Annotated in this window: 20 protein-coding genes; 5 read left to right on the top strand and 15 right to left on the bottom strand. The window is 32.9% G+C overall.

Translation table 11 applies throughout. The features are described 5' to 3' along the window. Positions 1-2: 2 nt before the first annotated feature. The 6 genes from TD29_RS11860 to recG form a co-directional block, all read right to left on the bottom strand. Complete coding sequence (locus TD29_RS11860) at positions 3-611, bottom strand: MarC family protein (protein ID WP_040280922.1); 609 nt, start codon at positions 609-611, stop codon at positions 3-5. A gap of 68 nt (positions 612-679) precedes the next feature. Continuing rightward, on the bottom strand, positions 680-1,156 hold the full coding sequence (locus TD29_RS11855) for a hypothetical protein (RefSeq protein WP_040280920.1): 477 nt from the start codon (positions 1,154-1,156) through the stop codon (positions 680-682). Between the two features lie 100 nt (positions 1,157-1,256). Further along, positions 1,257-1,628: a hypothetical protein gene (locus tag TD29_RS11850; RefSeq protein WP_040280919.1), complete on the bottom strand. Its 372-nt coding sequence runs from the start codon at positions 1,626-1,628 to the stop codon at positions 1,257-1,259. An 83-nt stretch (positions 1,629-1,711) separates the two neighbouring features. Continuing rightward, positions 1,712-2,293, bottom strand: coding sequence for a tRNA-(ms[2]io[6]A)-hydroxylase (gene miaE, locus TD29_RS11845; protein WP_040281055.1), 582 nt, complete (start codon positions 2,291-2,293; stop codon positions 1,712-1,714). 31 nt (positions 2,294-2,324) lie between these two features. After that, the gene (locus TD29_RS11840) at positions 2,325-3,392 is read right to left on the bottom strand and encodes a flavin monoamine oxidase family protein (RefSeq protein ID WP_040280918.1); all 1,068 of its coding nucleotides are present in this window, start codon (positions 3,390-3,392) and stop codon (positions 2,325-2,327) included. A 15-nt stretch (positions 3,393-3,407) separates the two neighbouring features. Then, positions 3,408-5,546 carry an ATP-dependent DNA helicase RecG gene (recG, locus tag TD29_RS11835; RefSeq protein WP_040280916.1) on the bottom strand — a complete coding sequence of 713 codons (2,139 nt, stop codon included), beginning with the start codon at positions 5,544-5,546 and terminating at the stop codon, positions 3,408-3,410. Positions 5,547-5,743: 197 nt separating this feature from the next. On the opposite strand from recG, the gene TD29_RS11830 reads away from it, so the two are divergent. Together TD29_RS11830 and TD29_RS11825 are read left to right on the top strand one after the other, a co-directional pair. After that, positions 5,744-7,741 (top strand): M1 family metallopeptidase, encoded by a 1,998-nt coding sequence (locus tag TD29_RS11830; protein ID WP_040280915.1) that lies wholly within the window; start codon positions 5,744-5,746, stop codon positions 7,739-7,741. Then, complete coding sequence (locus tag TD29_RS11825; RefSeq protein WP_040280914.1) at positions 7,738-8,634, top strand: patatin-like phospholipase family protein; 897 nt, start codon at positions 7,738-7,740, stop codon at positions 8,632-8,634. The genes TD29_RS11830 and TD29_RS11825 overlap by 4 nt, the downstream gene beginning before the upstream one ends. A gap of 5 nt (positions 8,635-8,639) precedes the next feature. Here the strand turns inward: TD29_RS11825 and TD29_RS11820 are convergent, their stop codons facing one another. Together TD29_RS11820 and TD29_RS11815 are read right to left on the bottom strand one after the other, a co-directional pair. Then, complete coding sequence (locus TD29_RS11820) at positions 8,640-9,158, bottom strand: DUF7935 family protein (protein ID WP_040280913.1); 519 nt, start codon at positions 9,156-9,158, stop codon at positions 8,640-8,642. 51 nt (positions 9,159-9,209) lie between these two features. After that, positions 9,210-10,763 carry an FMN-binding glutamate synthase family protein gene (locus TD29_RS11815; protein WP_040280911.1) on the bottom strand — a complete coding sequence of 518 codons (1,554 nt, stop codon included), beginning with the start codon at positions 10,761-10,763 and terminating at the stop codon, positions 9,210-9,212. A 72-nt stretch (positions 10,764-10,835) separates the two neighbouring features. On the opposite strand from TD29_RS11815, the gene TD29_RS11810 reads away from it, so the two are divergent. Further along, entirely contained in the window at positions 10,836-12,401 is a 1,566-nt protein-coding gene (locus TD29_RS11810; protein ID WP_040280910.1) for an AsmA family protein, read from the top strand. A gap of 4 nt (positions 12,402-12,405) precedes the next feature. Here the strand turns inward: TD29_RS11810 and TD29_RS11805 are convergent, their stop codons facing one another. After that, positions 12,406-13,683 (bottom strand): amidohydrolase, encoded by a 1,278-nt coding sequence (locus tag TD29_RS11805; protein WP_040280908.1) that lies wholly within the window; start codon positions 13,681-13,683, stop codon positions 12,406-12,408. 144 nt (positions 13,684-13,827) lie between these two features. On the opposite strand from TD29_RS11805, the gene TD29_RS11800 reads away from it, so the two are divergent. Further along, a complete protein-coding gene (locus TD29_RS11800) occupies positions 13,828-16,146 on the top strand; it encodes an ATP-dependent helicase (RefSeq protein ID WP_040281054.1) in 2,319 nt (772 codons plus the stop codon). An 80-nt stretch (positions 16,147-16,226) separates the two neighbouring features. Here the strand turns inward: TD29_RS11800 and TD29_RS11795 are convergent, their stop codons facing one another. Genes TD29_RS11795 through TD29_RS11785 form a run of 3 tightly spaced genes read right to left on the bottom strand, consistent with a single transcriptional unit; the run spans position 16,227 to position 19,090 of the window. Continuing rightward, entirely contained in the window at positions 16,227-17,195 is a 969-nt protein-coding gene (locus tag TD29_RS11795; protein ID WP_040280907.1) for a hypothetical protein, read from the bottom strand. Continuing rightward, positions 17,192-18,154: a pepsin/retropepsin-like aspartic protease family protein gene (locus TD29_RS11790; RefSeq protein WP_040280906.1), complete on the bottom strand. Its 963-nt coding sequence runs from the start codon at positions 18,152-18,154 to the stop codon at positions 17,192-17,194. The genes TD29_RS11795 and TD29_RS11790 overlap by 4 nt, the downstream gene beginning before the upstream one ends. 39 nt (positions 18,155-18,193) lie before the next feature. Further along, positions 18,194-19,090, bottom strand: coding sequence for an alpha/beta hydrolase (locus tag TD29_RS11785; protein ID WP_316931859.1), 897 nt, complete (start codon positions 19,088-19,090; stop codon positions 18,194-18,196). A 72-nt stretch (positions 19,091-19,162) separates the two neighbouring features. Between TD29_RS11785 and TD29_RS11780 the strand changes: the two genes are divergently transcribed. Further along, on the top strand, positions 19,163-19,783 hold the full coding sequence (locus TD29_RS11780; RefSeq protein WP_040280902.1) for an L-threonylcarbamoyladenylate synthase: 621 nt from the start codon (positions 19,163-19,165) through the stop codon (positions 19,781-19,783). A 93-nt stretch (positions 19,784-19,876) separates the two neighbouring features. Here the strand turns inward: TD29_RS11780 and TD29_RS11775 are convergent, their stop codons facing one another. From TD29_RS11775 to TD29_RS11765, 3 genes are all read right to left on the bottom strand, one after another. Further along, positions 19,877-20,734, bottom strand: a complete 858-nt coding sequence (locus TD29_RS11775) for an OmpA/MotB family protein (protein WP_040280901.1) — start codon at positions 20,732-20,734, stop codon at positions 19,877-19,879. A 122-nt stretch (positions 20,735-20,856) separates the two neighbouring features. Beyond that, entirely contained in the window at positions 20,857-21,837 is a 981-nt protein-coding gene (locus tag TD29_RS11770; RefSeq protein ID WP_040280900.1) for a glycosyltransferase family 2 protein, read from the bottom strand. Between the two features lie 33 nt (positions 21,838-21,870). Beyond that, positions 21,871-22,629, bottom strand: coding sequence for a hypothetical protein (locus tag TD29_RS11765; protein WP_040280899.1), 759 nt, complete (start codon positions 22,627-22,629; stop codon positions 21,871-21,873). Position 22,630 lies beyond the last annotated feature (1 nt).

The raw sequence follows: 22,630 nt of genomic DNA, 5'->3' as shown, positions 1-22,630 counted from the left end.
GTTTATACAAAGAAAAAATCCTTGACACCACTCAATATGCTTTGTATCGCGTAAGACGCTAAAATTAATCCCATAATTTTGCTAATTACAGTAATCCCATAGTCTCCAATTCTCTTTTGTACAAGGTTTGCAGCCAGTAATAATAAGCAGGTTAAAATAATGACAAGTAAAACTAAAGCTGTGGTCATTATTTGTTGTTGTATTGTGTAGTGGTGATTATCGGTCATGAGCACCACAGCCATAATCGCTCCAGGTGAAGCGATAGATGGGATTGCTACAGGAAATATAGTTACATGTTTGTAGTCTTTAATAGAATGTTTTTCTGTTTCGGGTTTACCATCTCCAAAAATCATAGTTAATGCAAATAGAAAAAGAATAACACCTCCCGAAATTTGAAACGCATCTAGGGAGACTTCCATGCCTTCTAAAATCAATTGACCGATAACAATAAAAAATAATAAAATAAAAAAGGCAATTATTGACGCGCGTACCGCTATTTTTATTTTATGTTTTTTGTCAAATTGTTTTGTCGCTTCTAGGTATACAGGTACTGATCCTAATGGGTCTATAACGGCAATTAAAAAAAATATTGAGGTTACTATTTCTATCATAAATCACAAAAAGTTAAGCCTTAATATAGTATATCAAGGCTTAAAAGTGGAATTTTAAGTTAAAAATCTTAATTTAAATTATTTTGAATAATATGTTCCCATTTTTGTATCACTTCTAATTCACCATTTAGTTGAAAATCATCTATTTGATTAAATATTTCAATGTTTTGTTCGTGTTTAGAACTGCTTTTAGGGTTTAAAACTAATTGTAATCTCACAATGGTGTCGTGCTTATCTGTATGATTCGCTTTTTTAGAATTTAAAATTCCGCAGCTTTTAATATTGTTAAGGTCGATACGTTGAGAGATTTCTTTTTTAGAATTCTGTTTATAAAAAAATAAATTATGATTGTTTGCGTCTAATCCAATAGCAAAATTTTTAAACACTTCAAACTCTGCTAATTTACTTTTATGTTGATTGGCTAAGGCTTTCAAGGCGTTTAACAGCTTACGTTCTTTTTTCTTTTGTTGTTGTTGTATAAGTACAACAGGTGTAGTCACCAACAGTACTAAAACTGCTGATGTAATAGTTATTCCTAAACTCATTTTAAAAATTTTTAAGTTAATGTATTATGATATTAGCATTGTGTAGATACATTGCTAAAAAAGTGTTGTCATTAAATGACAGCTTAAAAATGAAAATGAATTACCAAAAGTTGTGAAAAGGGAAAATAATATCGGTTGTTAAAAAACTCAGTATGAGGTGCGTCTCGTATTGATGAGATTTATTGAGTTCAACTACCGTTTGGTGTTTGTTTATGTTTGCTTTTGTGTTAGCATCAGTAAGTTTTTTTAGAACTACTGGAGTGTATGTGTTTTGGTTGTTAGTAAAGATTCTGTCTAGAGAATCATTGGTATGAAGATAGCTAACTGGTTTTAAAGATGAGTCGTTTACATCATCATGTGAAACTTCAAAATGAGTTTTAGGAATTAAATTTACATCGTTAGCGCTTGGGTAAGCTGCAAAAAAGCAGAATCCTAAGAGTAATGTAAGAAATGATGTAAGTTTAATTTTCATGCTACAAAATTAAAGCTTTTTTTGAACTGTGAGACTTTCCGAAGAAAAACCAAGCATAAAATTTTCTTAAAAAAGGGATTTACTTAACCATGAATAGATTCAGACTTTCCGTAGCTTTTAATAACTTCTGCTTCAAACTCAACAAGTTCTTTCCAGCGTTTGTCAACATCAATGTCTTTACCGTATTTTCGAGCAAATGTTATAAATGTGGTGTAATGTCCAGCTTCACTAACCATTAAGTCATAATAAAATTTAGATAATTCTTCGTCTTTAATACGTTGTGATAAGAGTTTAAAACGTTCGCAACTACGTGCTTCTATCATAGCCGAAAATAATAAACGATCAACCATACTTTGTAGTCTGCTTCCGCCTTTATTCATAAACTTGTACAGTTCATTAACGTAGCTGTCTTTTCGTTCTCTGCCTAAGGTGTAGCCTCGTTTTTTTATGATATCATGTACCATTTGAAAATGTTCTAATTCTTCCTTAGCGAGTTCTAATAATTCTGTAACCAGATCTGGATACTCAGAGTTATGTGTAATAATAGTAATCGCATTTGTACATGCTTTTTGTTCACACCAAGCATGATCTGTTAAGATTTCTTCAATATTGTCTTCTGCGAGTTTTGCCCAACGTGGATCGGTTGCTAATTTAAGGTGAAGCATGCTCATGGTTCTAATTTTTTGATAAAGATACTTATAAAAGTGATTTAATTTGATTGAAAACCCGTTGTGCACTTCTAATTGCGCCTTCCATCTTGCCAGGAGCAAACTCACTTGTCTCTGTTCCAGCAATAAACAAGGTGTTATTTAAATAAGCCTCTTGAAAAACAGGGTGGCCATTGTTACGTTGTGGCATAATATAGCTATTGTTAACCGCTGTTGTAAACGTTTCGTTTTTCCAAGCTAATTCTTCATACGATAAGTAATCATGGATATGACTACCGTAATAACGTTCTAATTGCTTTAGTGCAAGATCTTTTCTTTGTGCTTTTGTGTAGTGGTTTAGTTCTTTATTCATAAAACCTACCAAAGCATGTTTGGTATTATCTGCGCTGGAGTGATCATAAAATTCTTGTAAAACACTTACATTACTATAAATTGTACCACTTGTACTGATGTTTTTCCAAAAAGGATTCGCAAATGTAAATCCAACCTTGATGGAATCGTGCATCCAAGTATGCGTGTTTTTCATAATTTCTTTGACACTAGGTGGTAGTTCAGGTTTAACGTTTATCGTATTTTCAAAAAGTTGAGGAGGTAGGGTTGAGACTATGTGCTTACAAGTGAATTCAAAACTTTTGGAAGTTGCTGTAATGTTACCAGTATGCTCTGCAATCTCAGAAATCTCACAATTAGTTATAATTTGATTTGAGTCTAACGTTTCAGAAAGTGCTTTAATCATACTTTGCGTTCCGTTTTTTATACGATAACTACTATGGTTGTTTTGTGGGAGTTTTACTAATTGAGCTGGGTTTTCTGTATTAGGTTCATAAATAGCGGTTGTTCCGTAGAATTGCTCAAAAACCTCAAGATCCAATGTTTTTATTAGATTTAGGAGTTCTCTATGCTCGTTAACTAACCATGTTGCTCCAAGTTCTAAAGGAGCCTGGTTTGCATTTTGTTTTGTGTAGATTCGTCCTCCAATTCGATCCCTCGCTTCAATGATTAATAAAGAAACATCTAATTGTTTTAAATAATAAGCAAGTGTTAGGCCAGTTAAACCTGCTCCAATAATTACGACATCTGCTGTTTTGTTTTGCATTTAAAATATAGTTGTTTAAGAAATATAATTCCAAATGTTTTTGTATTTGCTAATTTCACGATAGGCATCTAATATCACTTTATGTTCAGGTTGTACTAGTGATGGATCGTTTGATAGTAAGCGTTTTGCATAAAAACGTGCGTTTTGTAAAATATCTTTGTCTAACAAAATATTGGCTATTTTTAAATTTAAAACTCCACTTTGTTGCGTTCCCATAATATCTCCTGGTCCTCTAAGTTGTAAATCTACTTCGGCAATTTCAAAGCCATCACTGGTTTTTGTCATGGTTTCTATACGTGTTTTGCTGTCTTGACTCATTTTATGGCTCGTCATTAAAATGCAATAACTTTGTTCTGCACCACGACCAACACGACCTCTTAACTGATGTAGTTGAGATAAACCAAAACGCTCTGCACTTTCAATAATCATCACCGAGGCGTTAGGTACATTAACGCCAACTTCAATAACAGTTGTAGCCACCATGATTTGTGTTTCGCCTTTTACAAAACGTTGCATTTCAAATTCTTTGTCTGCAGGCTTCATTTTGCCATGTACTATAGAAATCTGATATTTTGGCTGCGGAAATTCTCTAACTACACTCTCATAGCCATCCATTAAATCTTTATAATCCATATGTTCACTTTCCTGAATTAATGGATATACCATGTAAATTTGCCTACCTTTTTCTATTTCATCACGCATAAATCGCAACACTTTTAACCGATTTGAATCATAACGATGCACGGTTTTTATGGCTTGTCTTCCTGGCGGTAATTCGTCAATAACAGAGATGTCTAAATCACCATAAACCGACATGGCTAAAGTGCGCGGAATTGGAGTCGCAGTCATTACTAAAATATGTGGCGGAATGATGTTAACCTCAGTCTCATTTGGTAGTGTAGAAGCAGGTCCTTTTTTCCATAATTTAGAGCGTTGAGCAACTCCAAATCTATGTTGCTCATCAATAATGGCGAGACCTAAATTTTTAAATTTCACCTTGTCCTCAAGTAAAGCGTGAGTGCCAATTAAAATTTGCAAATCGCCATTTTCTAAAGATTTGTGAATGTCTTTACGTTGTGAAGTGTTACTTGAACCTGTGAGTAATTTTATGCTGATATTCAATTTGTTAGCCAGCTCGCTTAAACCTTGATAGTGCTGTACTGACAAAATTTCAGTTGGTGCCATTAAACAAGCTTGAAAACCGTTGTCAAGTGCCATAAGCATTGACATGAAGGCAACTATTGTTTTCCCAGAACCTACATCACCTTGTAAAAGTCGATTCATTTGCGCATTGCTGCCTAAATCGTTTCTAATTTCTTTGAGAACTCGCTTTTGCGCACCTGTTAATTCAAATGGTAAATGGTCTTTGTAAAACGAATTAAATAATGTACCAACTTGTGTAAAAGGTACGCCTTTTATTTTTGATTTATGAATAAGGTTTTTTAAAATTAATTGTAATTGAATGTAGAATAATTCTTCAAATTTTAATCGGTATTGAGCACGCGCTAAGAGTTCATTGTTTTTAGGAAAATGAACATTAAAAAGGGCATCACTTTTTGATAGCAGTTTAAGCTCAGTTAGAATATTATTTGATAATGTTTCAGAAAACCTTCCGTTGGTTTCTAAAAACAAATTTTGCATAATGGTATTCATCACTTTATTCGTAATACCCTTGTTGGATAACTTTTCGGTAGATGGATAAACCGCTTGCATGGTTGTGCTTATTTTCTTTTCATGCACTTTTAAAAGTTCAAATTCTGGATGTGGCATGGAAAAGACACCATTAAACCAATTTACTTTTCCGAAGATCACATAAGGCACATTGGGTTTAAAGCTCTCTTTAATCCATTTTTGGCCTCTAAACCAAACCAGTTCCATGCGTCCTGTATCGTCTTGAAACGTTGCTACCAAACGCTTACCTCGTTTTTGTGCAATTTCTTTAAAACCTGTGATTTTTCCAACAATTTGCACTTCGGCACTGTTGCGTTGTAATTGGTTAATTTTGTAATACTTAGTTCGGTCTAAATAACGATTTGGAAATACGTTAATCAAATCCTGATAGGTGTGAATGCCCAACTCGCTTCGCAATAAATCTGCGCGATTAGGACCAACACCTTTGAGGTAATCTATAGGAGTTTGAAGTTTAGAGCTCATAGTTGCGAATTTACCAAATTCCCACGAAAAGAGAATCTCATTGGCAATTGAAATACATATTATATTATGAAATAATCATGGTTTTAATTGGTTAAGCGAAAATGTCATTCTAAGCGCAGCGAAGAATCTCATAGCTTCGAACTTTATTTATGGTGTGAAATTCCGTATTTTGGTCTCATCTTTGATAAAACCTACGTATGAAGCAATATTTGCAAATTATATTTTTCTTTTTTTTCTTCGGAACTATAACCGCTCAACAATCGGATTATGTAGATTTTATAAGTATTAAAGCTGATATTGGTTTTGACAACTCTTTAGGTTTGGTTAAAGGGAGTGTAGTATATAAATTTAAAATTTTAAAAGAAATAGACTCTGTCTTTATTGATGCGGGAAATAGAATTGATCATTATGAAATTCATAATAGCAATTTTAAAGCTCGTCATACTTACGATGCTAATCGCTTAATATTTAATTTCACCAATGACATGGTGAAAGACTCTATTTATGAATTTAAATTAATTTATTTTTCCTATCCCAAAAAGGCAATGTACTTCATTGACGATCAAATCTGGACACAAGGTCAAGGGAAATACACCAGCAACTGGCTACCAAGCATCGATGATGTTAACGATAAAATAGAATTTGATTTATCAATCACTTATGAAAATGGTTATGAGGTTTTAGCTAATGGAAAACTCATAAACAAAGAGGTTGGAGAAGACTATACTAAATGGCATTACGAGATGCAAAAGCCAATGTCCAGTTACTTAGTCGCTTTAGCCATAGGTAACTACAATAAAAAAACAGAAACCTCAAAATCTGGAATCCCTCTAGAATATTACTATTACCCAAACGATTCGCTTAAAGTTGAGCCAACATATCGTTATTCAAAACAAATGTTTGATTTCTTAGAAGAAGAGATTGGTGTCGCATATCCTTGGCAAAATTATAAGCAAGTACCTGTAAAAGACTTTCTGTATTCTGGGATGGAAAATACGAGTCTCACGATTTTCTCAGACAGTTTTATGGTAGATTCTATTGGGTTTAATGATAAAAACTACATTACAGTTAATGCGCATGAGTTGGCACATCAATGGTTTGGAGATTTGGTAACGGCAACTTCTGGAGAGCATCACTGGCTTCAAGAAGGTTTTGCTACTTATTACGCTTTGTTGGCAGAACGCAATATTTTTGGAGACGATCATTATTATTGGCAGTTGTTTGAAAACGCTCAAGAATTAATTGCTCAAGAAAAAGCAGGACAAAGCACCTCACTTTTAGATGCCAAATCGAGCAGTACAACCTTTTATAAAAAAGGCGCTTGGGCTTTGCATGTATTGCGAGAGCAGGTTGGAGACTCAGCATTTACAACTGCTGTGAAAACGTATTTAGGTAAGCATAGCTTCGGAAATGTAACAACTACAGATTTTATTTCTGAGGTAGAAACATCAAGCCAACAAGATTTATCTGGCTTTGTAGATGATTGGTTGACAGAAGTTAAACTTCCGGAAGATGCCGTGGTAAAAAGTCTTAAAAAATCTGCTTTTATGAGAGACTATCTAGCTGTTGATTGTAATGAGTATACCCAAAAATGCAAAGATTATTTGGTGTCTAATATTTCCGATAAGGCAAAAATAAAAGTCGTGAGTCAGGTGTCAAAACATATCGAACCTGAAGCTTTTAATAATAGTTTAGAAGTGCGACAGGCAATAGCTCAATATGTTACTGAAATTCCGAAAGAACTAAAACCTCACTACGAATCGCTATTAAATGATAAATCTTATGTTACCATTGAAGCGGCATTGTATAGTTTATGGGTTAACTTCCCAGAGGAACGTATCAAATACTTGCAGAAAACTAAAGATATAAAAGGGTTTAACGATTATAATGTGCGATGTTTGTGGTTGGTACTGCATTTAAATACGGTTGAATTTCAGCCAAATAAAAAACAAGATGTTTTGAATGAGTTAATTGGGTATACGTCTCCTAATCATCATTTTGAATTACGAATGCGAGCATTTGATTATTTAAAACTCATTGGTGGATTTGAATCTAAATCTATAAAAAGTCTTTTAAAGGCTACAAAGCATCATAACTGGCGATTTTCAAAATATGCAAAACAGGTGATCGATGAGTTAGAGAATGACAGTGCATACAAACGATTAATTGAGCAACTTAAAAACGAACAGAAATGAGAGCTTTAGTAATATCTGGAGGTGGAAGTAAAGGTGCATTTGCAGGAGGTGTGGCGCAGTATTTAATGGAAGGTCAAGGTCGAGAATACGACATGTTTTTAGGAACATCTACAGGGAGTTTGTTAGTAAATCACTTAGCTTTAGGAGATATAGGGAAGTTGTACAATATATTTACAAATGTGCAACAGCATGATATTTTTAGTGTGAGTCCTTTTGTACAGCGAAAAAAAGGAGATCGAGAGTATGTGTCTATTGATTTTGTAAATTCACTCTGGCAGTTTATGAGACGTAAACGTACGTTTGGAGAGAGTAAAGCATTGAAGCGACATATAAAACGCAATTTTACTAAAGCGGAGTTTGATAGTATTAGAAAAACAAAAGAGGACGTTGTAGTTACGGTTTCTAATTTGTCTATGAATCGCGTAGAATATAAATCTATTAAAGATCATACCTACGAGGAGTTTTGTAACTGGATTTGGATTTCCTGTAATTACATTCCGTTTATGTCTTTGGCTACCGTTAATGGCTATGAGTATGCCGATGGTGGTTTGGGATGCGTAATCCCAATACGAGAAGCTATTTTACGTGGAGCTACAGAGATTGATGCTATTGTTTTAGAAGCTGAACAAATGGAACGCACGAAAATATTGGGTAAAAATCCATTTTCATTGATGCTTAATTTATTTGGGCATTTATTGGATCAAGTAGAGAAAAATGATATAGTCATTGGTAAATTAGCTGCTAAAAATAGAGGAGTGAAACTCAATCTTTACTATACACCAACAAGCTTAACTGAAAATTCATTGATTTTTAGTAAACGTTTAATGACAAAATGGTGGGAGCAAGGCTATAGTTACGCTAAAGTTAAGCATGATAGTGAATCTGTATTATAATATACTTACCAAAGTCTAGACACTTCTTCTTTAATATAAGATAATGCAGCATCACTTGGCGCTCTTTTGTCTACCATATCTGTTAATATAACTTCTCGCAATTTATCGGCAGTATCTACTTTTTCAGATTGCGCAGCATTTCTAATCATTTGAATGGTGGCATTTTTAGCTGTAGAGGTAATGCTCCAACAATCATCTGTAACATAAATTTGCTGTGCTAAATTATGGTCAAATTCTTGTTCTATATTTGCTATAACAAGTGCTTCATAATCTTCTTTTTTTGAAGATGTTGGCGTGACTCTCAAGAGTAATTTAGCCGGTTTAATTCTTTCTAAGTATAATGATAACCGTTCATAAGCTTGAAGTCTTACAGGTAAGCTGTCTTTTTGTAAATCTTTCTGAATCATAAATTCACGTCTATTGTTTTCATTTTCAATGTGTTCTTTAAAAAATAAAAAGGCAATAGCTCCTGTGACTAAAGCAGGAATACAGTATAATAAAAGTCCTAAAATATCAAGATCCATAGTTGTGTTGTATGTTTAAAATGTAAACTTAATTATTTTTAAAATAAATGTTTAATAGTTTCCTCCTAAATGCATGCAGTTTTTTAAATCTTGCATAGAGGTGAAAGGTACTTTTGTTTTGTGATATTGGTATGTATTAGACAATTGTTTAGATAAATTATGATCGTCAACGTTAACATCTATATCATCCATTGTAAATTGGCAAGGGTGTTCGTAACCTGCTGCATGAGTAATTTCAATAAATTCTTTTCTAAACGTTTTAAAATATTGAGCAAGTCTCACAGATTTTAATGTAGGGTCAATACCTTTTTGTAGCCATTTATTTTGTGTCGCAACACCACTTGGACATTTGTTAGTATGGCAAATTTGTGCTTGTATACAACCAATACTCATCATGGCTTCTCGAGCTACATTAATAACATCTGCTCCCATGGCGAATGCCATAGCCGCTTTAGCTGGAAAGCCAAGTTTGCCACTACCTATAAATACAATGCGCTCACTTAAACCTTTGTTTTTAAATAATTTATATAAATCTCCAAAGCCATATACCCAAGGTAGTGAGACATGATCTGCAAAACTAGGAGGTGCAGCACCAGTACCACCTTCACCACCATCTACAGTAATAAAATCTGGACCTTTACCTGTTTTAATCATGAGATCAGCAAGTTCTTCCCATTGTTCTAATTTTCCAATAGCAGCTTTAATACCAACAGGTAAGCCAGTTGCTTCGGCTATTTTTTCAATAAAATCTATCATTTCTGGTACATTAGAAAATGCTTTATGATTGGGAGGAGATAAGACCGTTTTTCCAACTTCAACACCTCTTATATTAGCAATTTCTTGAGTGATTTTAGCTCCAGGTAATACACCACCTTTTCCAGGTTTTGCTCCTTGAGAAAGCTTCACTTCAATAGCGCGTATAAACGGATTATCTTCAACAAGTTTTATCATTTTCTCCATTGAAAATCCACCATCAGCCGCTCTAACTCCAAAGTATCCTGTGCCAAAGTGAAACACAACATCACCACCATTACTATGATAAGGTGATAATCCGCCTTCGCCTGTATTATGATAAGCATGAGCCATTTTTACTCCTTTATTTAAAGATTCTACAGCTGTAGCTGATAGCGAACCAAAACTCATCGCAGACACATTTATAACAGATGCTGGACGATACGGTTTTTTACGCTTATTAAATGCACCCATCACTTTAGCACAAGGCAAAAAGCTTTGATCTAGACTATTAGGATGGTTGTCACTAATTTGATAAGGCATCATTGCATTATTAATAAAAATGTGTTGATGTGCATAAATATCTCTATCAGTACCAAAACCTTCATAGTTATTTTCATTTTTTGATGATGCATAAACCCAACTACGTTCAATACGGTTAAACGGTAGTTCTTCTCTATTATTAGCTACAAAATATTGGCGAATTTCTGGCCCAATACTCTCAAACCAATATCTAATATGACCTACAATAGGAAAGTTGTGTTGTATGGTATGTTTGTTTTGAAAGACATCTCGAATTGCTACAATAGCTAATACGATGAGAATCCACATCCACCATGATATTGAAGTGATAACGTTAATAAATGTATCCATTGCGTTTAATTAGTGAGTTAAAGATGTTTAAATTTCATCGACATAAAAGTAATGAATCTTTATCTTTATAGAATGGCAATAAATAGAAAAAAAGTAGGAATAATATTTATAATTGTTTTCGTTTTAGCGCTCGTAGGGCTCTTTACTGCTAAGCATTTGGCAGCCAGTAAATTTGAAAGCTTAGTACAAAATTTGCCTGATCATATTAATTTGCAATATAACAATGCTGATATTGATCTTCTCTCCGGAAATTTGACACTAGAAAACCCGTTAGTGACCATTAAAGGTCAGGTAACTAACGAGATAAACGCACAAATTGCATTCAAAAGCCTTGAGGTTAACAATTTAAGTTATTGGGAGCTGTATCGTAATGATGCTATAAATTTAGAATCAGCAAAATTAATAGAGCCAAACATCACTTATTATCATAATAAAAACGTCCAAGAACAGAGTTACGATGCGATGCTTGAAGGAAATTTAAAAAAGACATTTAATATTGAGGAATTCTATGTTGAAAATGCCAAAATAAACGTTTTTGATATTGACAATGATTCTTTACTTTTTTCTTCGGAACATCTAAATATTAAATTATCGTCCATCACGTCTAAATCATCCGAATCTTCAAAATTACCTTTTGTTATAGGTGATTTTAATTTTTCTACTAAGAATTTAAAATATCAACTCAATGATTTTGATGATCTATTTGTGAAATCTATAGACATAAATGATAAAAACTCTAAACTTTCCGAAGTTAAAATTCAAACCAAATATTCAAAACAAGGACTATCAAAGCAACTTAAAACCGAACGTGATTATATTGATTTAAGTATAAATTCAATTGACATAAAAAATCAGAATGTGGTTTTAAAAAAAGGTATGAGATCGCGTTTTGAGGCTAATCAAATTGATTTTAATACACTAGATTTAGAAGTTTATAGAGATAAGTTAATTGCAGATGATGTAAAACACAAGCCATTGTATAGCAAAATGTTAAGAGAGCTTGGTTTTGATTTAGATTTAAATAAAGTCTCTATTAATAACGGACAAATAGTTTATGAAGAAAAAGTGAAAATAGATAAACCAGCGGGTAAATTGGAGTTTTCAAATTTTGACGCCACAATTAAAAATGTCTCAAATAATGATGCAGATACTTTAAAGACAACAATTAATATATCTACAATTTTTATGAAAGATACACCTCTTAATGTCAATTGGAATTTTGATGTTAGTGATATCAATGATAGATTTATGTTTAAAGCTGATATTGGCTTGTTACAAGCCGAACATTTAAATCAATTTATGCAACCTAATTTAAATCTTAAATTAGAAGGCGCACTCTTAAAAACCTATTTTACCATAGATGGAACTGTAAATACATCTCAAGTGGATTTGAAAACAGATTATGATCAATTTGATGTCATTATTTTGAAAGACGACGGAAAAGAGAAAAATAAATTCTTATCTGGATTGGTGAATCTCTTCATTTCAAAAGATAGCAAAAACGAGACCGATGATTTTCGTGAAAGTGATACCAAAACTGTTGATCGTGATAAAACCAAGTCCGTTTTTAATTACGTGTGGAAAAACGCACAATCTGGATTGCTGTCTGCAATGGCAGGAGATGGTAAAAAAGAATGAGATTTTACTGGTTTAAATAGTCTAAAGTGAGTTGCGTAAGGGATTTTACACCTAGTAGCATTCCGCTTTCATCTATCATAAAATCTGGTGTGTGATGAGGAAAAGCGCCTTTACTTTCCTCTCCTGGAGTCATGCCTCCTAAAAAGAAATATAAACCAGGAACAATTTCTTGAAAATATGAAAAGTCTTCACCACCTGTTGTTGCTTTCACGATTTGTACATTGGCTGTACCAGCTACATTTTGTAATGTTGGTAGCATTTGATCTACCAAATCTGGATCGTTATACGTAATTGATGTTTGATTTCTAAAGGTAATTGTAGCTTCGCCACCATAAGCTTTGGCAATGGTTTCTGTCATTTCTTTCATTCGTCGCTCTATCATTTCTCGCATTGCAGGATCTAATGTTCTTACAGTGCCAATGAGTTCGGCTGTTTCTGGGATGATATTAAAGCGTGTTCCTGCGGTAATTTTTCCAACAGTAATTACAGCCGCTTCATCTGTTAATTTGGCTTCTCTACTGATAATAGTTTGCAATCCGTCAATAATTTTAGCCGAAATTAAAATAGGATCTACACCAGACCAAGGTTGAGAGCCATGGGTTTGTTTTCCTTTTACATTAATAACAAAGCGTTCTACAGAAGCCATAATGCCACCTTTTTTATATTTTAAAATGCCAACAGGTGTTCCTGCATTTATGTGTAACCCAAAAATAACATCTACTTTTGGGTTTTCTAACACGCCTTCTTTAATCATGAGTTTTGCACCACCTTCTTCTCCAGGAGGCGGACCTTCTTCTGCAGGTTGAAAAATAAATTTTACTGTGCCTTTTATTTTGTCTTTATGTTTTGATAACACTTCTGCAACTCCCATTAAAATTGCAGTATGTGTATCATGACCACAAGCATGCATAACACCTGTTTTTGTACCTAGAAATTCGGTTTCTACTGTACTTTTAAATGGTAGGTCGTTGCGCTCTGTTACAGGTAATGCATCAATATCTGCTCTTAAGGCTACCACTTGCCCTGGATGATCACCTTTTAATATGCCAACAACTCCTGTGATAGCAACTCCAGTTTTAACTTCTAAACCTAATGACTTTAAATGCGCTTCAATTTTTTCGGCAGTTTTAAATTCTTGATTTGATAATTCTGGGTGCTCATGAAAATGTCTGCGCCATTCAATTACTTTAGATTCGATATCAATAATATCCTTTTCAAGATCAGGTTGTGCAAATGCTGTAAAATTTCCGAAGAAAAACGCTAAAATAAAGAGGTATCGCATATTATAAGCTTATGGATTATGCTTAAAGATATTCAAAAAAATGTTAAGTACGTTTGTTGTGCTAATTGTTTATAATTATTTATAAAAACGTTGCAAAAAAACAGGGCTTTTGGTTAATTTCACGTTCGATTAAAAATGAAAAATTTGGAGAAGTATTTAAGTCAATTAAACGAAGCGCAATATGAGCCAACCGTCCAAGTAGATGGACCAATGATTATTATTGCAGGTGCAGGATCTGGTAAAACGAGAGTGTTAACATATCGTATTGCCTATTTAATGAGTAAGGGAGTAGATTCGTTTAATATTTTGGCGTTGACCTTTACGAATAAAGCTGCTAAAGAAATGAAGGGCAGAATTGCCGATATTGTTGGTGATGAAGCCAAAAACCTTTGGATGGGAACTTTTCACTCGGTTTTTGCTAAAATATTACGATTTGAAGGTCATCATTTAGGGTTTCCGAGCAATTTTACAATCTACGATACGCAAGATTCTCAAAAATTGTTAGGCTCAATTATAAAAGAAATGGGCTTAGATAAGGATGTTTATAAAACGAAGCAGGTTTATAGTCGTATATCATCTTATAAAAATAATTTAATAACGGTTAAGGCGTATTTAAAAAATTCTGAATTAATAGAAGCAGATACTGCAGCAAGACGACCAAGAATGGGAGAAATCTACAAAAATTATGTAGATCGTTGCTTTAAAGCTGGTGCTATGGATTTTGATGATTTACTCTTGCGAACTAATGAGTTGTTAACGCGCTTTCCAAATGTATTGGCACAATACCAAAACAAGTTTAGGTATATTTTGGTAGATGAGTATCAGGATACCAACCATTCTCAGTATTTAATTGTGAGAGCTTTGTCTGATCGTTTTCAAAATATTTGTGTGGTAGGAGATGATGCGCAAAGTATTTATGCCTTTCGAGGTGCGAATATCAATAACATTTTAAATTTTCAGAAAGATTACGACGATGTTAAAGTATTTAGATTAGAACAAAATTACCGTTCTACAAAAAACATTGTTGGCGCAGCAAATTCTGTAATTGAGCATAACAAAACTAAATTAGATAAAGTAGTTTGGACTGCAAATGTAGAAGGCGAAAAGGTAAAAGTTAACCGATCTTTGACCGATGGTGATGAAGGTCGTTATGTAGCTAGTACTATTTTTGAAACCAAAATGAATCACCAATTACCAAATAGTGATTTTGCTGTTTTATATAGAACCAATGCGCAATCTAGAGCTATTGAAGATGCTCTTAGAAAACGCGATATTCCATATCGTATTTATGGCGGATTATCCTTTTACCAGCGTAAAGAGATTAAAGATGTTACGGCATATCTGCGCTTAATTTTAAATCCAGCCGATGAAGAAGCCTTGAAACGAGTTATTAATTATCCTGCTCGTGGTATAGGACAAACCACTATTGATCGTTTGGTTGTTGCTGCAAATGGTTTCGGGAAATCGATTTTTGAAGTCCTTCAACATATTGATAAAATTGATATCAATATTAATAAAGGGACCAAAGGGAAGCTGAAAAATTTTGTCACACTTATTGAAAGTTTTCAAGTGATGAACCAAACTGCCAACGCATTTGAGTTAACAGCACATGTGACTAAAACTACCGGATTAATTAGAGAAGTTAATAAAGATGGTACACCAGAAGGTCAAGTACGATTAGAAAACGTAGAAGAACTTTTAAATGGTATTAAAGATTTTGTTGAAGGTCAAATAGAAATTGCAGATGCAGGAGATTCTCTTGCAGAATTTTTAGAAGATGTAGCTCTAGCAACAGATTTAGATGGAGATAAAGGAGACCCTAATCATGTGGCTATGATGACGATTCACCTAGCAAAAGGGTTAGAATTTCCGTATGTGTTTATTGTTGGTATGGAAGAAGATTTGTTCCCAAGTGCCATGAGTATGAATACACGTAGTGAATTAGAGGAGGAGCGACGTTTATTTTACGTGGCGTTAACTAGAGCTGAGAAACAGGCATATTTAACGTACACTTTGTCGCGCTATCGTTGGGGAAAATTAATTGATGCCGAACCTAGTCGTTTTATACAGGAGATTGATGATAAATTCGTAGAAATTATTACACCTGTGAATGATCCACGACAAAACCCAATGTTAAATGCAGATATTTTTGGTGATGTAGAGCCAGATCAAATTCGATTTAAAAAACCTATTATAAGACGTAAGTCTGATGCTAAAAAACCTCCAAAATTTGTAGCACCTAAAAATTTGAAACGCGTCACCAAATCAAATGCAACAGAAAAAGCTAATCTTTTTGATGGTAATTTGGTCGTTGGTAATTTTGTTGAGCATGGTCGCTTCGGAAAAGGAGAAGTTTTAAAAATTGAAGGTAAAGGTCCAGACACTAAGGCTGAAATTAATTTTGAAATTGGAGGAGTTAAGAAATTGTTGTTACGATTTGCGAAGTTGGATGTGCTTGGGTAGTATGTTTTTTTCGGAAATTTTAGTTTGAAGATGAATTGTAGAAGTAAATAAATCTCTAATATTTTAGAAAGTGAACTAAGCTACTTCACCATAAAAACGGAGTTAATGTTTCCTTTCCCATCGTATTCTTTAATAGGATTATCAGGATCTAGAATCCAATTTCCGTCGATAATAAATTTATAATAATGTTTTCCAGCAGGTAAAGGTAAATGTAGTTTCCAATAATTATTGTCTGTTTTTTGTAATTCTATATCGTGCTCGTTCCAGTCATTAAAAGAGCCAGCAAGAATAATACGATTGGCATTGCTGTAGCCTTTAAGTCTAAACGTTACATATTTGCCAACATTAATTAAAGAGTTGAAATGTCCAAATTCATTAACTACTCTTGATGGGTTAGAAGGGTCAACAATCCAATGGCCATCGACTATAAATTTGTATTCGTATTCTCCTGGTTTGATGTCTAATTTTAACTCCCAACCTTCATCGACTTTATACATTTTTAAGTCGTGCTCATTCCATCTATTAAAAGATCCAGAAACAATGATGTTTTTAGCATGCTCGTAACCTCTTAACCTAAAGGTTACATTTCCTTTTGGGTTAGGATTAGCTGCATGTGTATCCATTTTTAAATTATAAACATTGAGGTTACTTCGTTTGATATTTGATAATTTGATATTTGGGTCTAATTCAGATGGTTCTGCCCAATATTGATTGTTGACAATAAATTTAAATTCCCATGTAAATTCATCTTTGAAATCATTGATATGTTTTCTAAGTTCGTAGGTATGGTCATTTATTTTTTGCATTTTCCAGTCGTATTTTGACCAATTATTGAATTCTCCTGCCACAACAACATTATTGATATTTAAATCTTCAAATTTGATGAAATCATTGGAGTTGTCTTTAGTAAATTCTTCATAATCAAACTTACTAAAAGTGAAAATTACATAATTGCCATCATAGCGATATCCTTTATTATTTTGGGCAATAGTGGTCCATGTTGCCAAAACAACGATTAAAAAAATGATATATTTAATTAAGGTTTTCACTGTTTAATTAATGGGTATTCTACAAAGTAAAGCTTTTCTTTTTTATAATTAATGATCGTACGTTGCTGTCTAAAAAACTCATATCCTAAAATGCCGTCTAATGATGTGCCGAACGCCTCATTCATTTGATTGAGGTTTGTAAGTAATGTAGTCATTGGTGCAAAATAAATTTGATCACTTAATTTAACACGATACAATTTTCCTGCCATAACTTCAATTTTTCTTCCACTAGCTCCAATGAGCATTAATCGTTTAGAAGGATAGAAATATTTCAGGATTTTTTTACTAGTTCTTTTATTGAGTTGATTGTATTCTGCAGCTGTGTCAAGACCAAATTTTAAATTGTGGTTATCAATTGAAGCTTCTACTACAATGGTGTGTTTTCTTAGTTTGAAATTTACAGTGTCTATAATTTTCTCTAAATAAGGTCTTGTGTCTAGTTTTTGTCCTTTAGAATTTACTCGAGATAAAGTAATTTGATTTAAATACATATCAATAAACACTTCGTAATCTTTTAAAATATCATATCCAATTATGCCTAAAAGGTGAATCTTTTTACTCGTTTCAATATGAGATAAATCTATAACATCAGATTTTTTATCTTCTATTGTGATGTCCTGAATGATAAATTCGCGTAATTGCTTTTCTAAGGGATTGTCAATAACATCAATAACTCCTGAAGTTTCTTTAGAACTGCTGGATAAGGACTTTCTAGCTTTAAAATGAACTTTGTTAAGAATGAGGGATTCAGATCCTGTGTCTATTATAAAATCACCTTTTTGCTTTAAAAGCTCTGCTTCTATAACGATGAGATTATCAATAAGTTTAAATGGAATTCTCGTGGTGTGTTCGTTTAAAATTTCAGCTTTAGGAAAACTAATAGTTTTTGGGTTTCCTTTTGAAAACCCATGCGAATATGTAACAATTACAAAAAAGAGTATCGTAAAGAGATTTCGCATATTTATAAGACGACATAATTTAGCAAATGTTACAATCGTTTATTCTAGATGAGTTTGCGTAAAAGCTTTAACTTTTGTCCAAGTATCTAGCAATTCTAAACCAACCCAACCATGACCAGCATTTGGGTATAGTGTAAATTGATGTGTCACACCAAGTTCTGATAATTTTAAATCCATATCAACACCTTGACTTGTTGGGATTAAAGGATCTTGACCACCATAAAACAAAATTGTAGGAGGTGATGTTGATGTTGCTTGGTGATACGGACTAATTTCTTCTAAATACGGTAGGGTTGTATCGACACCAAAGGTATCAATTACTTCTTGTAACAAAGGGTCTTCATTTTCTAAATAAGCTGGATCTGTGAAATTTGTAGGTCCTACAACACTTGCAACCATTTGCACATCATTGGCTGTATCAAAAGCATAGCTCCATAGCATAGATAAATGAGCACCAGCACTTGTGCCTAAAAAAGCAATATCATTTGAAATTACATAATCGTTTTGATTGGCTTTGAGCATATTTACAACAGTTGTAATATCATCTATTTGCATAGGATAAGGTTGATTATCTGGATCTGCTAATCTATAATTTATATTTACAATGGCAATATTTGGTAAATCTTCAAGCATGATATCTTTAAATACATCCATATCTGTTTTATCACCAGATGTCCATCCTCCGCCATGAACCAAAATCATAACTTTGGTGTTTAATGTTCGGTTTGCAGGTAAATAGATATCAAAAACTTGATCTGTATCATTTCCGTAGGACACATTTAATTCTTGACGAAATTCTAAAGGTTCTCCATGTTGAGGGTCGTTAGCTATAGTGTCATCATCTGAACATGAAGAAATTCCGAAGGAAACAAAAAGTAACAGTAGTGTGAGTTTTAGAGTTTTCATGGGTTTGTAATTAAAGCTTAGCTCGTTAATAAAAATAGAATGAGACTTATGACATAATAAAATAATTAATTACTTTGTAACGTAATTTTAAGGTACATTATTATGGCACAACTGATAAGAATTTATGAAGAAAATCCTAACCCTAAGGAGATTAAGAAAGTGGTTGATGTTTTAAAGCGTGGCGGTTTGGTGATTTATCCAACAGATACGGTGTATGGTTTGGGTTGTGATATAACTAAAATCAAGGCATTAGAGAAAATTGCAAGAATAAAAGGTGTAAAGTTAGAAAAGTCTAATTTTTCATTTATTTGTGAAGATTTGAGTAATCTTAGTGATTATGTGAAACAGATTGATACGACAACGTTTAAAATTTTAAAGCGTGCACTTCCTGGTCCTTATACTTTTATTTTACCAGGTTCTAAAAGTTTACCTCACCCTTTTAAAAAACGAAAAACGGTTGGTATTCGTGTGCCAGATAATCCCATAACTTTAGAGATTGTAAAACAATTGGGTAATCCTTTAGTATCTACATCTATACGTGATGAAGATGTTGTTGTTGAATATACTACTGACCCTGAACTTATTCTCGAAAAATGGGATAATTTAGTAGATATCGTGATTGATGGTGGTTATGGAGGAAACGAAGGGTCTACCATTATTGATTTGTCTGAAGATGAACCTATAGTTATTAGAGAAGGAAAAGGGAGTTTGGAGATATTTTAAACCAATTTTATTGAGAATTTATATAGTCACCATTTGACACAAAAAAAAGCCCAATCTTTCGATTGAGCTTTTTTTATATTTATATTTTCAGAATTAGTTTCCTTCAGATAAATTTTTCATTTCCTCTTCAACCATTTCATAGAATTGGTCAATTTTAGGAAGCACAACAATACGAGTACGTCTGTTTTTTGCTTTATTATCTGCAGTGTCATTTTCTACTAATGGCACGTAAGAGCTACGACCAGCAGCAATTAATTGTTGAGGGTTAACTTCAAGTTCTTCTAAAACTCTCACAACAGATGTTGCACGTTTTACACTTAAATCCCAGTTATCAATTAAAACGCCTTTTTTGTAAGGAACATTGTCTGTATGAGATTCTACCATAGCTTCAAAGTTAGGCTTACTATTAATGACTTTAGCCACTTTTGCAAGTACATCTTTAGCTCTAGACGTTACATTATAGCTTCCAGATTGGAATAATAACTTATCTGCAATAGAAATAAATACCACACCTTTTTCAACATTTACCTCAATATCTGGGTCACTTATACCAACAGCCTTTTTTAAACTAGATACAATGGCAAGAGTTACACTATCCTTTTTTGTTAAAGCATCTTGTAATCTTGTAATTTTTAAATCTCTTTCTTTTAAGCTTTCTAAAGATTTTTCTAAGTTCTCAGCACCTTTTTGTGTTAATGTCGTTAAATTACCTTTAGTATCAATTAAATCTTGGTTGGTCTTTCGTAAGTCAGATAATTGATCTTTCATTGTTTCTACACGTGCCATAGCAGCCGCTTTATCAGACAAACAGCTATTTAATTTTACAGTTGCAGAGTTTAATAAGTCTTGTGTTTCTTTATGTTTTGTTTCTAGTGCCATAAATTCTTTCTTAGACACACATGAAGTCAAAATCAACATTCCAGCAACACTTAATAGCATTAATTTTTTCATAATAGTTTTTAAAAATTAGTTATAAATTTTTACATGTTCATTTCTTAGAACACACCAAAATTAGAGAAAAGTACAGTTCCTATTAATGTATTTAACTAAAATTTTAACACATTTACTAACAATTAGTATGTACGACGTTTTTTAATGAAGTAGGACCAGACGATTGAGGTGATTTTGTAGTTCTTTTTTTTCTTCGGAAGGGTTTTACGTTGTTTTAAAAGCCTTGTTAAGTTAGCATAAAAGCTAAAATGGGCCTTTAAAATAGCAATAAAATGAGCAGTTTTTAAACTGAATAAAAATTTCAAACCTGCAAGGCCATCAAGTGTCAATCTAATAAATATAATGCCAAAAAGAGGGCGTTCACAATTTTTGGTAAGTGTAAATAAACTGTTTCTAAAATTAAGATATGTTTTTTTGGGGTTGATAGCATTTAAAGTTGCGCCTCCAACATGATATACGGTTGAAGCACCAACATATGTTGTGTTAAAACCAGCATTATATGCTCGCCAACATAAATCTATTTCTTCAAAATGCGCAAAATAGCTTTCATCAAAACCGTTGAGTGTATTAAAAACTGATTTTTTAATAAACAAACAAGCACCTGAAGCCCAAAATATCGATGTTGTGTCATTGTATTGGCCTTCATCTTTTTCAATAGTATCAAAAATACGACCTCTACAATAGGCGTAACCGTATGTGTCTATAAAACCACCAGCTGCTCCAGCATATTCAAAATACGCTTTGTTTTTATAGTCTAAAATTTTTGGTTGAATAATGTTAGTATTAGCGTTCGTTTCAAATTCATTAATAATAGGAGTGAGCCAGTTTGGTGTGACTTCTACATCACTATTTAATAAACAAAAAACGTCTGCATTTACTTGTTTTAGTGCTTCATTATATCCTTTAGCATAACCACCATTTATTTCATTTTTTATGATCTTTACCTGCGGAAATGTGCTCACTACAAAATCGATAGAATCATCAGTAGATGCATTATCTGCGACATAAATCTCTGCGCCTTCAGAATATTGCGTGACAGATGGTAAGAATTTTTCTAGTAATTCTTTTCCGTTCCAGTTGAGTATAACGATTGCTGTTTTCAGGATTTTAGGGTTTTAATAAGGTATTGTGATTATTTATTTTTTTACGATTGATTTTATGTTATCAAATTCTTTATTAATATGTAATTCTAAAATTGATTTAGTCTCATTTCGATCTTGTGATTTATATTGAAACTCTTCGTCTCCAAATATAAAAGATAGGTTTAAACCTTTGTCTACTTCTATGATAAATTCTTCATCTTCAATTAACATCGCAATCCAAAAAGCACCATGTTCTTCGTCCATTTTTTTGATATCATCAAGTGCTTTTGTAATATCACTAGAATTTACATGTTCTTTATTATAACCACCTGCATATTGAATATATGAATCTGCAAACATAACACCTTTTGAGAGCGTATCATATTGTTGAAGTCGTTGATTAAATTTCTCGTATTGTGGGATTCTTCTTTTTGATAAATACTTTGATAGCTGTTTTTTATCATTTTTTAAGAAAAAGTAATATATAGCATATGTTATACTAAATGCTTTACTTAATCCTAATGTTTTGGAATCTTGTTGGTTTGGGCGCGTATTGTTTTCTTCAAATTTTAGTTCTTGATGATACGTATAACAAATAAATTTTATCAGGTCTTCATTATGCTTTTCATATAACAAAACGATGTCGTTTGGGGCTATACCACTTTGTTTTATTTCTTCTTTATGAAATTGTTTTAGTTTTTCTAGATTAGTGGAAATAACATTGATATTTAAAAGTCCAGCTACGTTTGCATCTAATTTTGAGATAAGAGGGTGATTAAATAAATCTATGTTTTTTTGTTTTTTAAACCACATG

Source organism: Psychroserpens damuponensis (genome assembly GCF_000826655.1).
In the GTDB taxonomy this organism is placed as follows: Bacteria; Bacteroidota; Bacteroidia; order Flavobacteriales; family Flavobacteriaceae; genus Psychroserpens; species Psychroserpens damuponensis.
This window is presented reverse-complemented; position numbering and strand designations above follow the sequence as displayed.